The following is a 20,500-nucleotide window of genomic DNA, read 5'->3' on the forward strand; positions in this document are numbered from 1 at the left end:
TTAGGCAATAATTTTTATTTACTTTTAAAATGAATTAATTAGTGATACAATATTTTCAATAATAATGAAAAATGGAGATAAATTATGGGGAAAAATATTATAGCAGACCATGCGAAATGGCCTAGACTTGAAGATGCAATTTTTAAAATTAGCGGAGAGTGTAAAAAAGCAATAGCAAAAAAAGGAAAAGATAAAATTATAAATTCCACTTTGGGAACTTTAATCGATGATGATGGAAATATTATTGCATTTGATAGCGTTTATGATACTTTAAAAAATATGGACAAAAAAGATATAGCAAGCTATGGAGCGATAGAAGGCGACAAAGAATTTTTGGATCTAGTAATTGAAAAATGTTTTGGAGCTTACAAACCAAATGGATTTATAAAATCAGTTGCAACAGCTGGGGGAAGTGGAGCAGTAAGACATACGATTTGGACTTTATCAGGTGTGGGAGATTATGTAATTTGCCCAAATTGGTATTGGCCAGCTTACGCCACAATGTGCGAAGAATACAATAGAGAATTTTTGACTTATGAATTTTTGGATGAAAATTTTGAATTTAATTTAAAAGAATTTACAAAAGCCTTGGATTTTTCTTTGGAAAAAAAAGATAGGGTAGTGTGCGTTTTTAATTCGCCTGCAAATAATCCAACAGGATTTACAATTGAAGATTCTATGTGGGATAAAATTTTAGAAATTATAAAAGATAGAGCAACTTATGGAAAATATATTACGATTTTACTAGATGTTGCCTACATTGAATTTGCAGGAGATGGAAGGCAAAAGAAATTTTTTCAAAAATTTGGAGAATTGCCAGAAAATATTATCACAACAATTGCTTATTCAATGAGTAAATCCTACACAGCTTATGGACTAAGGTCAGGAGCTTGTATAATTGTTTCGTCAAATGAAGAAATTGCAAATCAAGTTTTTGATTCAATGAAACACTCAAACAGGGCGATTTGGTCAAATATAACTCATGCAGGAATGAATATATTGGTAGATTTAGAAAAAGATGAGAAAAAGAAAAAATCTTACGAAAAAGAACTAGAATTTTACAGAATAATGCTTGAAAAAAGAGCCAAAGCCTTCACAGAAAATTCAAAAAAAGTAGGACTTGTTACCCTTCCATATTTTGGAGGATTTTTCATATCAATTCCTTGCAAAAATTCTAAAAAAATCGCAGAAAAATTAAAAGAAAAAGATATGTATATAGTTGCAAACAAAGAAGGATTAAGATTTGCAGTATGTGCAGTAAGCGAAGAAAAATGCAAAATTTCTCCAAAACTTATAAAAGATACAATGGATGAGATAAATAATTAAAAAGCTTAGAAAAATAAAATAATTTATGCAAAAAAATAGACCGCGGGGTCTATTTTTTTACATATTTTTAATTAATTCAAAAAGCTCAATAGCTGCCGATCTTGGACCTTCAAATTGCATGTTGTTAAGTCCTAGTTGGGTTTTTATTGTTCCTACTTTTACTTTATTTTCAAATAAGTTATCAAAATATTTATCTAGTAATTTGTCACATTCTTCTCTTTTTTGAACTGGACCAAATGGATTTGCAAAATATGTTTGAACAAGTCCTGTTTCGGTTGTTGTTCCTTTGGCAAGTCTTGCACCTCTTTTGAAAACTCTTAGGGCTTCTTCTTTTTTATCAAAAATTTCTATTGAATCACATCCGTCAAGAACTGCTGAATAATTGTCAGCGTATAGGAAAAAATCAACTTCATATCCTAAATTTATTTCATCAAAAGATGCAACTGGCATTATTAATCTTGAATTTACTTTGTCAGGATTCATAAAAATTGACCTGTCGATTTGTTTAAAGGCGTAACCTGCATCAAGGTCATCAAGTCTTACAAAGGCTCCAATTTCTGTTCCATAAGCATAAACTTTATTATTTTTAATTCTAAATGAACCCATATCGTCAAAGACTATTGTCATTTCTTTTATATAATCTTTGGCAAGTGATCTGAAAGCTTCTATTGATTCGCTTTTTCCTGCTCCGCTATCTCCAAGAATAACAATATTTACAGTTTTATTATTTTGCAAAACTACAGAAAGTCCTGCACCATGAATTGGCAAATATTCTTTTTTAATATTTATTACGTTGTTTAAAGTAAGGACCATTTTTTTCAAATAACCAAAATAATCAATTTTATCAGAGTAAGCAATGTAGCCTACATATAATTTATTTTCCTTATCATAGTAAAAAGAATTTTTTCTTTCGCCTTCATCTTTTGGTCCATAAATATAAATTGCATCTGGTGTTTTTTCTTCGATTTCTTTAACATCAGCTAATTCAAAAAGGTTTGATGCAGAAACCCCATGTGTTAATAAATCTCTATGAAAATATATAAAAATCAAATTATCGCCAACTTTTGCTGGATAACAGAAAAAGTGTGGATAATTTATATTTGTATTTAAAATTGGATTTTCATAAACTTCTTCAAAAAACCCATCTCTCTTGTTTGATTTTGTATAAGTTATATAAGGAGTTTCAATCATAACTTGAGTTATAAAAGGAATTTTATTTAAATCTTTATAAATTTCTGGATAATTTTTATTAAATTGCCTAATCATAATAGACGCATCGGCAGCTGCTGGGACTTGCCTATAAACCTTTGGCCATTCTCCAAGAATTGACATTTCAATTCGCCTGTAGGCTTGAAGAATCATATTTTTTAATTTTTCATTTATTTCAACAAAATTTACAACTCCAACTCCTCTGGAATTTTCATTTTGTTGTATTATTGAATATCTTTCAAGATTTCTCCAATAATTATAAAATTCCTCAACGATTTTTAGTAAGCCATCTTTTTCCTTATTTAAATTATGATATTTATTAATTTTTGATGAAACTTCATCAATATTCATCACTGTCAAAAGTTTTAAAATATCAGTTAGCTCTCTTGCAAGAGAATCAACAGATGAATTTATAAAAAACTGTTCAATATAAGCATATACTCTTGTCGAATCCTTTTTGTGATAATTTATAAAACATTTTGTCAAATCAAGAAAGGATTCACTATTTAAAAGTTCATTTACATCATTAAAAAATTGTTCGGATAAATTTAATATAGCTTTGTTGCCTGTAATCGAAAATTCTTTGCTCATTTTATCTCTCTTTCTTTACTCTTTTCTATTTTTATTAATAATTTTTATTAATTATATATCAAATCCCCATCTAAAACAAGAAAAAAAGATTCTTTGTAAGAACATTCATCAAAATCATTTAATAAGTTCTTACAAAAAATCTCATTTTAAAATTACAAATTATTTTTTTATTTTCCTATAAATATAATAAGAATAAATAAAGGAAAATAAAGTTGAAATTATTAGACTGGCTATAAAAATATAAAAGCAAATATTTAAAGAAAATGACAAGGATGTAAGTGAAATAATTCCGCTAAAGAAAAATAAAATCCCTGCAAACTTTTGAGTTTTTTTCCACACCAAATCATCTTCCATAGCCCAAGATGTCCTAAATCCCATGGTATAATTTCTTTTTATTTTTGGCATAAAAATTCCGCTAATTGCTACAAGCAAAGAAAAAAGTCCAAGTAAAATTCTGCCAACATCAATATTATCATTAAAAGTTTTCCAAACAGTCAAACTTACGATAAGAAAATTTAAAATTGGTATAAATAATAAAAAAATGTGCTTATAATTTTTGTCGTGTTTGTCAGATTTTGGATCAAGGCTAATGATAAGAAAAAATGCTATATAAAGCAAAATCATAAAAGTAATCACAAACAACAAAGCATTAGTTTTATTTGTATAAAAATTAGAATCTGCATACAAATCATAATGAATTGGAATTCTTACTGGAAGCCTATCATAAAAAATAATTGCTATTATTATAGATAAAATAAAAATAATCGTTGCAAAAATTAAATTTTTTTTATTTTCTTTCAAAAAATCCACCTACCTTTCTACTTTAATTAATATCATTATATTAAATTTGCTTGCAAAAGTATATAAGTTTAAAAATTTAAAAATAAAATCATTTTGTTTTTTATTTTTAAATGCTATAATAACTATGTATGCGAAACAAGAAAGGAATATTATGAAAGAATATGATGTTGTTGTAGTAGGCAGCGGCGCTAGCGGATCTTTTATGGCCTACGAATTTACTAAATTAAATTCAGATAAAAAAGTTTGTGTAATAGATGCAGGAAGAAAAGTAAAAGCTAGAAAATGTCCTATATCAGAAGGAAAAGTTAATTCTTGTATAGGATGCAATCCTTGTAATATAATGTATGGATTTGGAGGAGCAGGAACTTTATCAGACGGAAAATATAATATAACAACCAATTTTGGTGGAGATTTACATAATTATATTGGAGAAGATAAGGCTCTTAAATTGATGGAGTATGTAGATTCTGTTCTTATGGATTTTGATAAGGGAGATGCTACACTTTATTCAACAGAAAATACAGGATTAAAAAGTGAATGTCTAAAAAATGATTTGCATTTATTAACAGCAAAAGTTCGTCATTTTGGTACAGAAAGAAACAGAGAAATTTTACAAAAAATATACGATTATGTAAAAGATACTGTAGATTTTGAATTTATGACAAAAGTTATAAATGTAGATTTTGAAGACGGATATTATTTTGTAAAAACTGACAAGAATGAAATAATAAAATGTAAATATTTAGTTCTTGCTGCAGGAAGATCTGGTTCAAAATGGATTTCAGATACTTGCCAAGAATTTGATGTAGAAATGAAAAAAAATAGGGTTGATATTGGAGTTCGTGTAGAAGTTCCAGCAGAAATTTTCAAACACATAACAGATAAAGTTTATGAAGCAAAAATTGTTTACCAAACAAAACAATATAACGATCTTGTAAGAACATTTTGTATGAATCCATATGGAGAAGTTGTAACAGAAAATACAAATGGAATTATGACTGTGAACGGTCACTCTTATGCAAACCCAGAGCTTAGAACAGAAAATACAAATTTTGCCCTTTTAGTTACAAATAAATTTACAGAACCATTTAAAGATTCAAATGAATATGGCGAATCAATAGCAAGAGTTTCAAATATGCTAGGTGGCGGAGTATTGATGCAAAGATTTGGAGATCTTGTAAAGGGAAGAAGATCATCAGAAAGAAGAATGAAAAAATCCTTCCTAAGACCAACATTAAATGCAACAGCTGGAGATTTGTCATTAGTTATGCCAAAAAGACAATTAGATGACATAATAGAAATGATTTATGCTCTTGATAAAATTGCTCCGGGAATGGCAAACGACGATACACTTTTATATGGAATAGAAGTTAAATTTTATAATTCAGTTGTAGAAGTTAATGAAGAATTTGAAACAAGCCAAAAAAATCTATTTTGTCTAGGCGATGGATCAGGAGTAACACATTCCCTATCACAAGCTTCAGCATCAGGAGTTGAAATGGCACGAATTTTAAATGAAAGAGCTTAATAATTTTAAATTTTCATTTAAAAATTTTTGATTTTTAAAATTAAATTTTCAAATAAAAATATTTGACAAAAAATACAAATTCTTGTATCATAACAAAAGAGAGTTAAAGAAGTACCCACAACTCACCTGCCGACAATTTGTTTTCAGGTTACAATCTCTTGTTAGAATAATTTTCTAATTATATTTTGTATTTTATATGGGTACTTTGAGTACCCATTTTTTTATTTGAATATTTTGGAGGTAACATTATAAAAGATTTAAAAATTAATGACGAAATTAGAGACAATAAGCTTAGACTTATAGACGAAGACGGATCACAAATTGGAGTTGTATCAAAAGATGAAGCTTTGGATATGGCTTATGATAAACAATTGGATCTAGTATTAATGTCACCAAATGCTAAGCCACCAGTTGCAAGAATTATGGATTATGGGAAGTTTAAATACGACCAAGAGAAAAAAGCTAAAGAAAATAAGAAAAAACAAAAAACAACTCAAACAAAAGAAACAAGATTTAGCTTAAATATCGAAGATCATGACCTAGCAACCAAGGCTAATCAAACAAAGAAATTTCTTAACAACGGAGACAAGGTAAAAGTCTCATTAAGATTTAAAGGTAGAGAATTGGGTCATAAAAACTTAGGCTATGATGTATTAGATAAATTTATGGAATTTGTTGGAGATTGTGCACAAGTTGATAAGAAACCAGCAATGGAAGGAAGATCACTTGTACTATTCATTTCACCAAAGACAGAAGAAAAATAGGAGGCAAATATGGCTAAGAACAAAATCAAAACAAAAAGAGCAGCTGCAAAAAGATTTAAAGTTACAGGCAGTGGAAAAATAAAAAGACACAAAGCTTATAAGGGACACCTTACAGCTAAAAAAACACCAGCAAGAAAAAGAAGATTAAGAAAATCTACAATGGCATCTAAAGGCGATACAAAAAATATCAAAAGATTATTAAATATCTAATAGGAGGAAACAATGGCAAGAGTAAAAAGAGCATTAAACGCTAAAAAAAGACATAAAAAAGTTCTTAAACAAGCTAAAGGTTATTACGGTTCAAAATCATTACTTTTCAAAACTGCAAACCAAGCAGTAATGAAATCTTTACAATATGCATTCATTGGAAGAAAAAGAAGAAAAAGAGATTTTAGAAAATTATGGATTGCAAGAATAAATGCAGCAGCAAGAGCAAATGGAACAAGCTATTCTAAATTAATGGGAAATCTTAAAAAAGCAAATATAGATATTAACAGAAAAATGCTTGCAGAAATTGCTGTATCAAATCCAGAAGAATTCACAAAATTAGTAGAATTAGCTAACCAAGCAGCTTAATGATAATAAAATCAGAATCTAACGAAAAATATAAGTATTTAAATAAACTAAAAAAGAAGAAATACAGGAAAAAGTTTAATTCTTTCATAGTTGAATCAATAAAAATTGTAGAACAAATTCCAAAAGATTTTGAATGTGAGTTTGTTTTTGTAAATGAAGATATGAAAGATTATGAAACTAATTTTAAAAAGATAGTTTTTTCAAATAAATTATTTGATAAGCTATCTTTACTTGAAAATCCTGAAGGTGTTTCAGCTTGTTTGAAAATAAAAAATCAAAAAGAAATTTCTTCTGATAAAATTTTACTTTTAGACCATATTCAAGATCCAGGAAATCTTGGCACTATTATAAGAAGTGCCGAGGCATTTTCTTTTAAGGATATAATTTTATTAAATTCTTGTGTAGATATATACAATGAAAAAACAATTAGAGCAAGTATGGGTTCTCTATTTAGGTTAAATTTTATCGAATTTGAAATAAATGATTTAAAAAAATTGTTAGATAAAAATTACAAACTGGTTTTGGCAGATATGAATGGAAAATCAGTAGATTATTACAAATCTTGTGATAAAATAATATTAGCAATAGGAAACGAGGCTAATGGAATTAGTAAATCTTTAAAAGATTTATCAAATGATTTTGTGTCCATAAAAATGGATGGAAAAATCGAATCATTAAATGCGGCAATTGCTGCATCAATATTGATGAATAATTTTAGCCAAAGCGGATAAAAGCTATACTATCCAAGCAAAGCAAGTGGTAGATGATGAGAGGCCACCTTGTAACGGTATAGTAATTCCCCGCCTAGCTTTGATACGAATTAAGTAGTTGAGACGGTAATGCGTTATAATTATTGAGTGGATTATTACAATCAAATTAGGTGGTACCGCAGATTATTCTGTCCTTTTACAGGGCAGTTTTTTTGTACCAAAAATTAAAGGAGAAAAAATGAAAGAACAATTACAAGCCTTAGTCAAAGATGCAAAAAAGGCTATTGAAAGTACAGATGGTTTAAAAAATCTGGAAGAATTAAGAGTTAAATATTTAGGAAAAAAAGGAGAAATAACTTCACTAAAGAAAAATATTTCAAAATTATCTAATGAAGAAAAGCCGATGGCTGGCAAGTTGATAAATGAAATATCAAAAGAAGTTGAAGAAAAATTAGAAAAAAGAAAAGAAGAAATTAAAAAAATTCTTCTTGATAAAAAAATAAAAGAAGAAAAAATTGATGTAACTGCAAATTTCGACCTTTATTCTAGCGGACATTTTTCAGTTATAAATCAAACTATGGCAGAGCTTGAAGAAATTTTCCAAAATATGGGATTTGACGTTGTCGAAGGACCAGAAATTGATACAATAAAAAATGTTTTTGATGATTTAAATTCTCCAAAAAATCACCCATCAAGATCACTTTCTGACACTTTTTATATAAATGAAAATACTCTTCTTCGTCCTCACACATCAAGTATGCAAATTCGTGTGATGAATGAAGGAAAGCTTCCAATAAAAATGGTTTCAGCTGGAAGAGTTTTTAGAAATGATGAAGTAGATGCAACTCACTCTCCAATGTTTCATCAATTGGAATGCTTAGTTGTTGATGAGAATGTATCACTTGCAAATTTAAAAGCGACTCTCGAAACTTTTATAAAGGAAATGTTTGGCGATGAAATGAAAATGCGTTATCGTCCTCATCATTTCCCATTTACAGAACCATCTTTAGAAGTTGATGTAACTTGTCCGATTTGTGGTGGCAAGGGATGTCCTGCTTGTTCAAATACAGGTTGGTCAATGGAACTTTTGGGTGGAGGAATGGTTCATCCAAATGTATTAGAAAATTGTGGAATAGATAGTGAAAAATATACTGGTTTTGCCTTTGGTCTTGGAGTTGATAGAATTGCCATGGTTAAGTACGGACTAGATGATATTAGATTACTATTTGATAATGACAAAAGATTTATTGAGCAATTCTAGGAGGGATTATGTTAGTACCTTTAATTTGGCAAAATGATTATATAAAATTAGACGAAGATTTAAAAACAATTACAGACAGATTATCAGAGACAGGCTCACACGTTGAAAGTGTAAATTTTATTTCTGATAAACTTGATGGCCTTGTTGTAGGAAAAGTTTTAAAACAAGAAAAACATCCAAATGCTGACAAATTATTTGTTCTTACAATTGATGTTGGAGAAGAAATTACTATTGTAACTTCTGCAAAAAATACAAAAGAAGGCGATTATCTTATAGTAATAAAATCAGGATCAGAAATTAATGGACAAAAAATTGATGACCACGAATTTTTTGGAATTATAAGCCAAGGCATGCTTACATCATACAAAGAAATTGGTTACGATGATTCAGTTATTGAAAAAAAATCAAAAGATGGAGTTATAGTTTTATCTGGAGAATTTAAACCAGGCACTCCTGCTGTTGAAGTTTTATTTTCAAATACTCCAGTAGTTGAATATGAAATTACCCCAAATAGACCTGATTGTCTTTCAATTATTGGAATGGCAAGAGAATCTGCTGCATCTTTTGATAAAAAAATTACTTATCCATCATTAGAATACCCAACAGTTTCTGATAAAAAAGAAGATTACTTTAATGGGATTGAAATCAAATCTAAAAATTGTAAAAGATTTACAGGAAGAATTATTAAAAATGTAAAAGTTGGCGAATCTCCTCAATGGCTTAAAAATTGTTTGATGCTTGCTGGAATGAGACCTGTAAATAATGTTGTAGATATTACAAATTTTGTAATGCTTGAAACAGGTCAACCTCTTCACGCTTACGATCTTGAAACTCTACATGATAGAAAAATTATTGTAAGAGATGCTAATGATGGAGAAATAATTAAAACTCTTGATGGAGAAGAAAGAAAATTAAATGAAGAAGTTTTGGTAATTTCTGATGGAAAAGAAGCAATTGGTCTTGCAGGAATTATGGGATCAATGGATAGTGAAATTACAGAAAATACAAAAACTATTCTTCTGGAATCAGCAAATTTCGATTCTGATAATATTAGAAAATCTTCTAAATTTTTAAATTTAAGATCTGAGGCATCATCAAGATTTGAAAAAGAAATTTCTGTAGAAAATGCAGAATTCGCATCAAAAAGAGTTATGAAACTTATAACTGATCTTGGAATTGGAGAAGTTTTAGAAGATCATTTTGATGAGGGAATAAAAGAAAGTCCAGAAAATAAGGTAAAACTTAGAATCGCTAGATTAAATTCTTTAATTGGAAAAGATTTTTCAAAAGATGAGGCAATTTCTTATTTAAAATCTTTGGAATTTGATATTGAAGATATAAATGAAGACACGATAGAGGCTACAATTCCAAATTTCAGAATGGATATTTCAATTGAAGCAGATTTAATCGAAGAAGTTGCAAGACTTTATGGAATGGGAAAAGTTGAGTCAAAACCACTTTATTCATCATTACAAAGAGGAGAAAAATCTCCTATGAGATTATTGAAAGATGAATTAAAAAATAATTTATTTGGACAAAAATTCTCAGAAATTACAACCTATTCATTTATTTCTCCAAGAGATTATGATAAATTGTTGGTTGATGAAAATTCAAAATTAAGGGATTATATAAAAATAATTAATCCTTTGGGAGAAGATTATTCTGTAATGAGAACAACCCTTCTTTCAAATATGCTTGATACTTTTTATAAAAATATTTCCAAAAAACAAAATGATTTGAGGTTTTATGAAATTGGAACTGCTTTTATTAAAGATGGAGCTGACCTTCCAGAAGAAAAACAATATTTGACTATGGGTCTTTATGGAGATTATTCTTTCTATGATTTGAAAGATTTCTTTATTAAAGCTATGAAGAAAACTGGTTTTTATGGATTTAGATTTGAAACTGAAGAAAATATCAAAACTTTCCACCCAGGAAGATGTGCAAATATTTATCTTGATGGAGAAAAAATTGGTATTATGGGACAAATTTCCTATGAAGTTATGGAAGAATTTAAAATCAAAAATCCGGCCTTAGCCCTTGAAATTGATCTTTCTATGATTAAAGATAAAAAAATCGACCAAGTAAAATACAAGGCTCTTTCAAAATTCCCATCAATTTTACGTGATTATTCATTTACTTGTGATAGGAATGTAGAAAGTCAAATGATTGAAGATATAATTATTTCAAGAGCAAATGGCTTGGTAAGAAATATAGAAATTTTTGATATTTATACTGGAAGTCAAATTGATGAGGGACAAAAATCAATTTCTTACAAAGTTTCCTACGGTAAAAATGACGCTACATTAAAAGATGAAGAAGTAGAAAAAATTGAAAAAGAATTTTTAGAAGATTTAAGTAAGGAAAATATAAACTTGCGTAGTTAGGAGTTAAAGTGGCAGATAATAAAATTGTTGTTAATATTGCTGGCATGGACTACACTTTGATAAGTGATCAAGATGAAAATCAAATTGAACAAATAGCAGCTTATGTCGACAAAAAAATAAGAGAAATCGACAACGACAAGCTAACTCGTGAAAACCAATTGGTTTTGGCATCTTTAAATATTGCTGATGAAATGTATAAACTTTTGATTAAGCACAAAAATTTAAGAAAAGAAGCCGAAGAGCCAATCGAAAATTATCCAAAAATAAAAGAAGCCTATGAAGATTTGGAAGAAGAAAATCAACTTATAAAAGATGATTTTGAAAAATCCAAAAAAGATTTTATGGAATCTATGAAAAAAATTGATGAATTAAATTCTACAATCAATAGGTTAAATGATGAAATTGACAAAAAAAATAAAATAAATAAATCCAAAGATGAAAATCTTCAAAAACTTAGAGAAAATCTTATTTCTTTGCAAGAAGAAAATTTAGATTTACAAAAAGAAAATGAAGATTTGAAAAGAGATTTATAATGAGAGAAGTTGAAATATTAGCTCCTGTTGGGAAAATGTCCATGCTTTATGCTGGACTTTCTGCAGGGGCTTACAGTTTTTATTTGGCACTTGATGATTTTGGGGCAAGAGCCTACGCTAAAAATTTCTCCCTAGAAAACATAGAAGAAGTTATTGATTATGTTCATTTATTTGATAAGAAAGTTTTTATAACTATAAATACCTTGATTAAAGATGAAGAAATTGATAAGGCGATTTTTTATATTGAAAAACTGTTTGAATATGGAGCTGATGCGATTTTGATCCAAGATATTGGTCTATATTCTTTGGTTAAAGATATAAATGAAAATGCAAAACACAAATTAGAATTTCACGCCTCAACTCAAATGGCAATAAAAGATTATGAGGGGGCACTTACAGCAAAAAAACTAGGTTTTGACAGAGTGGTCGTTGCAAGGGAAACTGAAATTGATGAGATAGAAAAAATTTGCAAACTAGATATTGATACAGAAGTTTTTGTTCATGGATCACTTTGTGTATCTTTTTCAGGAGAATGTTTGATGTCATCATATCTTGGAAAAAGATCCGCAAACAGGGGTAGGTGTGCAGGAATTTGTAGAAAAAAATATCAGCTTATAAATGATGGCAAAGTTTTGGGAGAAGATTACTATCTTTCAATGAAAGATTTATCAACCATAGATTTTACTGATGATTTAATAAAAGCTGGAGTCGATTCCTTAAAAATTGAAGGACGTATGAAAACTGATGAATATGTCTACAATACTGTAAAAAATTACGGGGAAAAAATCTACGAAAATTCTTATGATAATAATCAACTAAGAGATATATCTAATAGATCTTACACAAGTGGTTTTATATTTGGACAAAAATCTGCCTACCTTGCTCTTGAAAATGAAAATAAACACAGGGAAATTGGCGAAGTTTATGAAAAAAATGGCAAGAGATTTTTCAAATCAAATTCAAATTTGATAAAAGAATCAATTCTTCAAGTTACAACTGAAAAAAATAAAAAACTTCCTTTGACCTTGACAGAGGATTTGAAAAAAAATCAAGAATTGGAATTAAAAGATTTCCCAGATGCAAAATTGAATTCAAATATTTATCTTCTTTCTTCAAAAATTTTAAAAGAAAATCTAGACCAAGGTCTAAATTATTACAAAAATTTGCCTTTAGACATAAAATTTGAAGTAAAGATTGGACAAAAGCCAAAAATTACCCTCAAATATAAAGATACAAAAATTTCTTATGAAGGAGAAAATTTGGTTGAAGAAGGAAAAAATATTTCTTTAACGAAAAAAGATATTTCAGAAAATCTTACAAAACTTGGAAATACAATTTATAAGGCTAATGAAGTTGAAATAAATATAGCACCAAATATATTTTTGAGAAAAAAAGATATAAATTCAATGAGAAGAAAAGCAATAGAAATTTTAAATGAAAAAAGACTTTCAATTTACAAAAATAAACCAGTTAAAATTGAAAAAAGAAAATTAAAAGATAAGAAAAATTATAAAAGAGAAAAAAATATAGAACTTTTGTCAAATGACATAGATATTTCTTTATTAAAAGATTTTGACAATATTTATTTGAGAAAATACGACAAAAAGTTTGGTGGGCTAAATATTTTCTATATTATGGATGCTGATAAAAAATATGACCTTGATTTTATTTCTTTTTTAAAAGAGAAAAATTTTAAGGGAGTAGTTTTTAATAATTATAAAGACTTTGTCCTAAAAGATGAACTTTTAAAAAATGGTTTTGAAATTAGGATCGGTAGATACTTAAATGTTTTTAATTCCTATGCTTTTGATTTTTACAGTAATTTTTCTTCAATGATTTCATCTTCAGTTGAAAATTCTTTTGAAAATATAAACAAAAATTCAAGAATTTATCCTACAGAAATTTTGGCATACGGTCCAATTGAGCTTATGAATATGCGCCATTGTCCGTTTTCTGCCATAAAAAAATGTGGGCTTGTTGGCTGTGAATCTTGTAAATTTTCAGATTCAAAAATAAAAGATGAAGACGGAAATCTTTTTGATATAAAAAGAAGGGATGGACTTTCTAGAATTTATTCCAATGAAAGTGCCAACATTGACCTTAAAAAAATTGAAAAATCAGTATCTTTATTGTATCTTGTAAGAGATGATGAAGATTTAAAAAATATAAGAAAAAATAAGATTAACAATCTTGGATATGACAGGGGTGTTATTTAATGCAGGAAAAAACCTTAGAAGTTTTGGAGTTTGGAAAAATTCTTGAAAAACTCCAAACTTATGCAAGAAGTGAACTTGTTAAAAAAGAAATTTCAAAAATAAAACCTAAAAATAATATAAAAGAAATAAAAGATGAACTTGAAAAAACCAAGGCCATGGAAGAGGTTCTTGTAGAAAATGGAAATATAGATATTTTTGGCCTTTACGATTTAAAAGAAATTATTGGCTATGTAAGAAAAAAAGGAATACTAGAACCCTTTGAGCTTTTAAAAGTTTTAGACCTACTTAGGGTTAGCAATTATTTGAAAGAATATGGGGAAAATATTGAAAATCCTTACATAAAAGACTTGTTTGATAGGATTTCAGTAAATGATTTTATAAAAGATGAAATCGAAAGGTCAATTATTTCAGAAGATGAAATAGCAGATAATGCCTCAGCAAATTTAAGGTCTATTAGAAAAAAAATAGGCAAAAAAGAAGCTGAAATTAAAAATAAATTATCCTTTTATATTTCATCTCCAAAATTTGACGAATCTCTCCAAGACAAGGTTGTTTCAATTAGGGACGGAAGATATGTTCTTCCAGTAAAAACAAACAAAAAATCAGTTTTAAATGGAATAATCCACGACAGATCCCAATCAGGAAATACACTTTTTATTGAGCCAAATGCTATCGTTGAATTAAATAATGACCTTTCAAATTTACAAATAGAAGAAAGCGATGAGATTAGAAGAATTTTAGATAGACTTTCAAGATTTGTTGAAGGCTTTGACCAAGAAATTTTAGAAAACCAAAAATTAATTCAAAGAATAGATTTTTTACAAGCAAAGGTAAAATATTTTTTGGCACACGAATACACAATGCCAAAACTTACCGACAAAAAAATAATTAATTTAAAAAATGCCCGTCATCCACTTTTAAAAGGAAAAGTTGTTCCGATAGATGTAAAAATTGGAGATGGCTACAAAACTTTAATAATCACAGGACCAAATACAGGAGGAAAAACTGTATCACTTAAAACTGTAGGCCTTGTTTCCTTGATGGCCCAAGCAGGATTTTACATTCCTTGTGATGAGGATAGTTTGGTAAATGTTTTTGATGATATATTTTTGGATATTGGAGATACCCAATCAATTGAGATGAGCCTTTCAACTTTTTCGGCATCGCTTACAAATATTGTAAAAATCACCGAAAATGTCAGCGAAAATTCTTTGGTTTTATTAGATGAAGTTGGAAGTGGTACAGATCCAACAGAAGGAGCTGCCCTTGCAATTTCTATTTTGGAATTTTTGAAAAATAAAAATGTAATGACTTTTGCAACAACTCATTATTCTGAGTTAAAATATTATGCTTTGGAAAAAGAAGGAGTAATGAATGCAAGCGTGGAGTTTGATGTTGAAAGCTTATCGCCAACCTACAAATTAATTATAGGAACTCCAGGAAAATCAAATGCTTTTGAAATTTCAAAAAGACTTGGCTTAGATAAAAAAATATTAGCAAATGCAAAATCAATTCTTTCAGATGATAATAAAAATTTCAATACAATTCTTGAACAGCTTGATCAAAATAAAAAAGAAATGGAAATAAAAAATCAAGAGATAGAAGATTACAAGAAAAAAATCAAAAAAGCAAGAAATGATCTTTTGGCTTTGTCTGAAAATATTAAAAAACAAGAAAAAGAAATTATTGAAAAGGCAGAAGATAAGGCAAATAAAATTTTGGAAGAAGCAAATAAAGCAAGCCAAGATATGCTAAAAATTGCAAAAAAATCAAAAAATGCAAATACTTCTGATATTGATAGGTCTTTAAATGATATTAGAAATAAATATAAAGATTCAAAAATTGACAGGCAAGAAGAAGTATTTAAAGAAAAAATAAGCAAAAACGCTCCACAAAATTTAAAAGTTGGAGATGTAGTTTTAATTGAAGGATTAAATGAAAAGGCTCAAGTAATTGAAAATCCCGACGAAAAGGGTAATATAAAAGTACAAATGGGTATTTTGAAAATGGATTCCAATATTAAAAATGTTACCAAAATAAAGTCAAATAATAAGACTAAAGAAAATACTAACAGAATTTATAAGGCAAAAAAAGCCATGCACATTTCTCCAACTCTTGATTTGAGGGGTCAAAGATATGACGAGGCTTTGAGAAATTTTGACAAATACCTAGATGATGCTATGCTCTCAGGACTTGACCAAGCAAAAATAATCCACGGCAAGGGAACTGGTGCTTTGAGAAATGGTATAAATGATTATTTAAAAAATAATAAGATGATCGACTCCTATAGACCTGGAAATGAAAAAGAAGGTGGATACGGAGTAACAATTGTAAAATTCAAATAGGACTTGGAGGGAATATGAAAGATTTTAAAGAAATTATAGCTAAAAAATTAGAAGAAAAAGAACTAGGGTTGGGTTACAAAGAAATTTATGATTTAATTGAAATTCCACCTCAAGAAAATATGGGAGATTTTGCCTTCCCTTGCTTTACATTGGCAAAAACTATGAGAAAAAATCCTAAACTTATTGCAGAAGAAATTGCAAGTAGTTTAGAAATTGATGGCGTTGAAAAAATTGTAAATGAAAATGCTTATGTAAACTTTTATCTAGATAGACAAAAAGTAACAAACGATGTAATTAATGAAGTTATAGAAAAAGAAGATGACTATGGTAAAAGTGATATGGGTAAGGGAATCAACGAGCTTGTTGAGTTCTCATCTGTAAATATTGCTAAGCCTTTCCACATTGGCCATATTAGATCAACAGTAATTGGAGATGTTATTAGAAATATTTATGAATATCTTGGATACAATGTAACAGCTTCAAACTATATTGGAGATTATGGTACACAATTTGGTGTAATGATTGCAGCTTACAAACTTTGGGGAGATAAAGAAGCAATTGACAAAGACCCTATTAATGAACTTTTAAATTTATATGTAAGATATACAAAAGAAGCAGAAGATAACGAAGAATATCAAGAAAAAGCTAGACAAGAATTTAAAAATCTTGAAGATGGCGAAGAAGAAGCTATGAGATTATGGCAATGGTTTAAAGACTTATCTTTGAGAGAATTTGATAGAGTTTACGGAATGCTTGATATAAAATATGATAACTATCACGGAGAAAGTTACCATTCACAATGGATGCCAGCAGCCCTTGAAGAATTAAAAGAAAAAAATCTTTTAGTAGAATCTGATGGAGCTTATATAGTAGACTTAAGCGAATTTAATTTGCCACCATCAATGTTAATTAAATCAAATGGTTCATCAGCATATATTACAAGAGACGTTGCTACAGCACTTTATAGACATAGAACTTACGGACTAGATAAAAATATATATATTGTAGGAAGCCAACAAAAACTACATTTCCAACAATTAAAGAAAATTTTATACTTAATGGGACACGAAGATGTAAGCGAAGAAGTTTTACACGTACAATTTGGTATGGTTTCACTAAAAGACCAAGTTCTTTCAACAAGAAAAGGACACGTTGTTTTCTTAGAAGATGTTTTAAATAAAACAATCGAAAAAACATACTCAATAATGAAAGATAGAGATAACCAAATTGAAAATCTAGATGAGGCAGCAAAAATTGTAGGTATTGGTGCAGTTAAATTCCAAGAATTATACAATTCAAGAATCAAAGATTATGTGTTTGATTGGGATGAATTATTAAACTTCGAAGGAGAAACAGGCCCATACGTACACTACACTTACGCAAGAGCAAAATCTGTATTAAGAAAAGCTGGAAAAGAAGAATTTGGACAAATGAATTTTGAAAAATTAAATACAGATGAAGAATATAGTTTGATTAAAGCATTAGAAAGTTTCCAAGACGCAATAATACTTGCTAAAAATAGACTTGAACCATCAGTAGTTGCAAGAAAAGTAATGGAAATTGCTCAAAAATTCAATAAATTTTACAATTCTACACAAATCTTGGTAGATGATGAAAAATTAAAAGAAGAAAGACTTGCCCTAACTAAAGCTACATCAATAGTAATTAAAAATGGTTTAGGAATATTAGGAATAAAAACAGTGGAACAAATGTAATGAATGAAAGAATTATAGATTTTTTAGAATGTTCTAAATACGCATTTTCAGAAAGTGTAAAAAAAATAAAAAAATCCTATATTCTTTTCATATCTTTGGTAGTTAGGTCGATATTTGAAGGCATGAAGGGTTTATCAATTTTAAACTCTTCATACCTATCATCATTAATAAATTATTTTATAGAAATATTAATTTTGTGTTTTGTTGCTCAAGCTTTAAGATCAATTGTTCTTTACAATAATACAGGCAAAAAATCAATAGAAAATTCCATATCGAATTTTTTCTATTTAATAATGGCAGCAATGTTTTCAATTTATATAATTGAGCTTATATTTGATAATTTATTGAGCGGACTTGATCCTGCAATTTCTAATTTGCTTAAAATTGTATTTAAATTATTCACGTCAGCTGTAATAGAGCTTGTCTATATAGATAGCGTTTATGGATTTAGTATACTTATAGACTCGTTTAATTTTGTAAAAAACAATTTTTTTGTTTGGGGAATTTATGCCCTAATATTTATTTTGATAGATTCATTTTTGATAAATAAGATTGTGGTAAACACATCAGCATTTGCAAATGAATTTATATATGTAATATTGCTTGCCCTTTGGAATACAATATCTTTATTATTTAAAGGACATTTATTTAAAACATTATCAAATCATTCCTACAGACAAAGAAAATTTATGAGAGGATAAGATGGCAAAAATTGACCAATATTTTTTGAATTTTACAGATAAGCTTGGATATATTGACCTAAAAAAAGAATCATCATACGATTTATTAAACAAAACTCCACTAGCTCTTTACACACAAGACTTATCAGAAAATGTAATAAATGGGGAATTTGAAAATAAAATAAATTTAGATATTATTTTAGATGGATTAATAATGAACCTTGCCATAGATAAGGATTTTAAATACAAAGATTCCTATATAAAAATAATAGAAAATTATATAAAAAATATAGGAGCCTACGCCACACAAAAGGCCCTAAAAAATTTGGAAAACAAAACAGAAAAATCCTTGCTTTTATTGAGAGGAGCCTATATAATAAATCCTTTTGATAAATATAACGCCTATAATTATGCAAGAATTTTGTGGCCAAAAGCCTACGAAGATACAGAATATAAGGACGAATTTATCAAAGAATCCCTTAGAATTTTGCAAGATATAATAATCCAAGACGAGAACTTTCCACTTTCATATTATGAATTAGGAAATATATACGCAAATCTTGGAGAATATATAAAAGCAAGATCCTATTATGAAAATGCTCTACAAAGAACAAAAGACATAGAAGCCCAAAACGAAATAAGAGATAAAATCAAAATGATTTTTGACAATGCCGAAATCGAAGAAGGACTATATTATATAGGAAAAGGAAACTTCGACAAAGCAATACAAATTCTAACAAGACTTCTATCAAAAACAAAAAGAGCAGACGCTTATTATTATTTAGGAGTGGCCTATCAAAATATAGGACAATACGAAAATTCCATCCTAGCCTTTGAAAATTCCCTAGAAAAAGGCGGAGAATTTAGAGAGCTTTATAACGATTACTCAATAAGCTTATACGCAACAGAAAAACCAATAGATGCAATAGAAATAATAAATCAAGGATTAAAAAAATACCCAGAAGATCCAAGAATGATCTACAATAGGTTGCAAATAAATTTATCACTAAATAATATCAACAAAGCCAAAGAAGATATAGAAAATTTAGAAAGCTATGACGACCTTAGCGACGAATTATCAAGGAACTTACAAATAATTAAAGAACAATACAAAATAAATTAATCTCAAATTAAATTTTGAGATTTTTTTTATTGCAGTTGAATAAAAATAGAAAAAAAGTATGTTTATAATGTAATAACGTTTACTTAATAGGAGGAAATTATGAAAATAATTGAAACAAAAAATGCACCAGGTGCAGTAGGAGCATATTCACAAGGAATAGTATCAAACGGATTTGTATATTCATCAGGACAACTACCATTAGTTCCAGAAACAGGTGAATTAATTTCAGATGACGTTAAAAAAGCAACAAGACAATCATTAGAAAATGTAAAAGCTATCGTAGAAGCAGGTGGCTCATCAGTAGAAAAAATTGTAAAAGTAAATATTTTCTTAGATGACGTAAACGACTTTGCAGCAGTAAACGAAGCTTATGCAGAATTTTTTGGAGATCACAAACCAGCAAGAAGCTGTGTAGAAGTTGGAAAACTTCCAAAAAATGGATTATTAGAAATCGAAGCAATAGCAGAAATCTAAAAAATTAAGCAAATAAATAAAAAAATATTTGACAATAGAAAAAAATAATAATATACTAATATAGCTGTTAACCAACAGCTATATTTTTTTATCACGTTAAAAAAATCAAGAGAAAAAAGTCTTGACAAGAAAAATAAACGCGATATAATAAAAAAGTCGACATCAAAAAAAGCAGTCAAGAAAAGTAAAAAAAGATAAAAAAACCAATAAAAAAACTTGACAAGCGAAAAAAAAGATGGTAGACTAAAATAGTCAGTTAAA

At 28.3% G+C, this 20,500-nt stretch carries 17 protein-coding genes; 15 read left to right on the top strand and 2 right to left on the bottom strand.

Annotated features, from left to right (window positions below; genetic code table 11):
• Positions 1-84 precede the first annotated feature (84 nt).
• Positions 85-1,326: an aminotransferase class I/II-fold pyridoxal phosphate-dependent enzyme gene (locus HMPREF2852_RS00125; protein ID WP_070604848.1), complete on the top strand. Its 1,242-nt coding sequence runs from the start codon at positions 85-87 to the stop codon at positions 1,324-1,326.
• Between the two features lie 57 nt (positions 1,327-1,383).
• Here the strand turns inward: HMPREF2852_RS00125 and HMPREF2852_RS00130 are convergent, their stop codons facing one another.
• Both HMPREF2852_RS00130 and HMPREF2852_RS00135 read right to left on the bottom strand, forming a co-directional pair.
• Positions 1,384-3,126, bottom strand: a complete 1,743-nt coding sequence (locus HMPREF2852_RS00130) for a phosphoenolpyruvate carboxykinase (RefSeq protein ID WP_070604851.1) — start codon at positions 3,124-3,126, stop codon at positions 1,384-1,386.
• 159 nt (positions 3,127-3,285) lie between these two features.
• Complete coding sequence (locus tag HMPREF2852_RS00135) at positions 3,286-3,927, bottom strand: SdpI family protein (protein ID WP_070604854.1); 642 nt, start codon at positions 3,925-3,927, stop codon at positions 3,286-3,288.
• Positions 3,928-4,078: 151 nt separating this feature from the next.
• Here HMPREF2852_RS00135 and HMPREF2852_RS00140 point away from each other — a divergent pair, with 151 nt between their 5' ends.
• The 14 genes from HMPREF2852_RS00140 to HMPREF2852_RS00205 all read left to right on the top strand — a co-directional run bounded on the left by HMPREF2852_RS00140 (position 4,079) and on the right by HMPREF2852_RS00205 (position 20,239).
• Positions 4,079-5,455, top strand: coding sequence for an NAD(P)/FAD-dependent oxidoreductase (locus HMPREF2852_RS00140; protein ID WP_070604857.1), 1,377 nt, complete (start codon positions 4,079-4,081; stop codon positions 5,453-5,455).
• Between the two features lie 215 nt (positions 5,456-5,670).
• A complete protein-coding gene (infC, locus tag HMPREF2852_RS00145) occupies positions 5,671-6,219 on the top strand; it encodes a translation initiation factor IF-3 (protein ID WP_070604860.1) in 549 nt (182 codons plus the stop codon).
• Between the two features lie 9 nt (positions 6,220-6,228).
• Positions 6,229-6,429 carry a 50S ribosomal protein L35 gene (gene rpmI, locus HMPREF2852_RS00150; RefSeq protein ID WP_004839184.1) on the top strand — a complete coding sequence of 67 codons (201 nt, stop codon included), beginning with the start codon at positions 6,229-6,231 and terminating at the stop codon, positions 6,427-6,429.
• A 12-nt stretch (positions 6,430-6,441) separates the two neighbouring features.
• Positions 6,442-6,795 carry a 50S ribosomal protein L20 gene (rplT, locus tag HMPREF2852_RS00155; protein WP_004839183.1) on the top strand — a complete coding sequence of 118 codons (354 nt, stop codon included), beginning with the start codon at positions 6,442-6,444 and terminating at the stop codon, positions 6,793-6,795.
• Positions 6,795-7,526 carry a TrmH family RNA methyltransferase gene (locus HMPREF2852_RS00160; RefSeq protein ID WP_070604863.1) on the top strand — a complete coding sequence of 244 codons (732 nt, stop codon included), beginning with the start codon at positions 6,795-6,797 and terminating at the stop codon, positions 7,524-7,526. The genes rplT and HMPREF2852_RS00160 overlap by 1 nt, the downstream gene beginning before the upstream one ends.
• A 217-nt stretch (positions 7,527-7,743) precedes the next feature.
• A complete protein-coding gene (gene pheS, locus HMPREF2852_RS00165; protein ID WP_070604868.1) occupies positions 7,744-8,766 on the top strand; it encodes a phenylalanine--tRNA ligase subunit alpha in 1,023 nt (340 codons plus the stop codon).
• Positions 8,767-8,774: 8 nt separating this feature from the next.
• The gene (pheT, locus tag HMPREF2852_RS00170; RefSeq protein WP_070604871.1) at positions 8,775-11,153 is read left to right on the top strand and encodes a phenylalanine--tRNA ligase subunit beta; all 2,379 of its coding nucleotides are present in this window, start codon (positions 8,775-8,777) and stop codon (positions 11,151-11,153) included.
• Positions 11,154-11,161: 8 nt separating this feature from the next.
• Positions 11,162-11,686 carry a cell division protein ZapA gene (zapA, locus tag HMPREF2852_RS00175; RefSeq protein ID WP_004839179.1) on the top strand — a complete coding sequence of 175 codons (525 nt, stop codon included), beginning with the start codon at positions 11,162-11,164 and terminating at the stop codon, positions 11,684-11,686.
• Positions 11,686-13,902, top strand: coding sequence for a peptidase U32 family protein (locus HMPREF2852_RS00180; RefSeq protein ID WP_070604876.1), 2,217 nt, complete (start codon positions 11,686-11,688; stop codon positions 13,900-13,902). Before zapA ends, HMPREF2852_RS00180 begins: the two co-directional genes overlap by 1 nt.
• Positions 13,902-16,247, top strand: coding sequence for an endonuclease MutS2 (locus HMPREF2852_RS00185; RefSeq protein WP_070604880.1), 2,346 nt, complete (start codon positions 13,902-13,904; stop codon positions 16,245-16,247). Before HMPREF2852_RS00180 ends, HMPREF2852_RS00185 begins: the two co-directional genes overlap by 1 nt.
• A gap of 14 nt (positions 16,248-16,261) precedes the next feature.
• On the top strand, positions 16,262-17,962 hold the full coding sequence (argS, locus tag HMPREF2852_RS00190) for an arginine--tRNA ligase (RefSeq protein WP_070604883.1): 1,701 nt from the start codon (positions 16,262-16,264) through the stop codon (positions 17,960-17,962).
• Positions 17,962-18,663 carry a hypothetical protein gene (locus HMPREF2852_RS00195; protein WP_070604887.1) on the top strand — a complete coding sequence of 234 codons (702 nt, stop codon included), beginning with the start codon at positions 17,962-17,964 and terminating at the stop codon, positions 18,661-18,663. Before argS ends, HMPREF2852_RS00195 begins: the two co-directional genes overlap by 1 nt.
• A 1-nt stretch (position 18,664) precedes the next feature.
• Positions 18,665-19,765: a tetratricopeptide repeat protein gene (locus tag HMPREF2852_RS00200; protein WP_070604890.1), complete on the top strand. Its 1,101-nt coding sequence runs from the start codon at positions 18,665-18,667 to the stop codon at positions 19,763-19,765.
• Positions 19,766-19,864: 99 nt separating this feature from the next.
• A complete protein-coding gene (locus HMPREF2852_RS00205; RefSeq protein ID WP_039920558.1) occupies positions 19,865-20,239 on the top strand; it encodes a RidA family protein in 375 nt (124 codons plus the stop codon).
• The last annotated feature ends 261 nt before the right edge of the window (positions 20,240-20,500 follow it).

Source organism: Anaerococcus sp. HMSC065G05 (assembly GCF_001812365.1).
GTDB classification, from domain to species: Bacteria; Bacillota; Clostridia; order Tissierellales; family Peptoniphilaceae; genus Anaerococcus; species Anaerococcus vaginalis.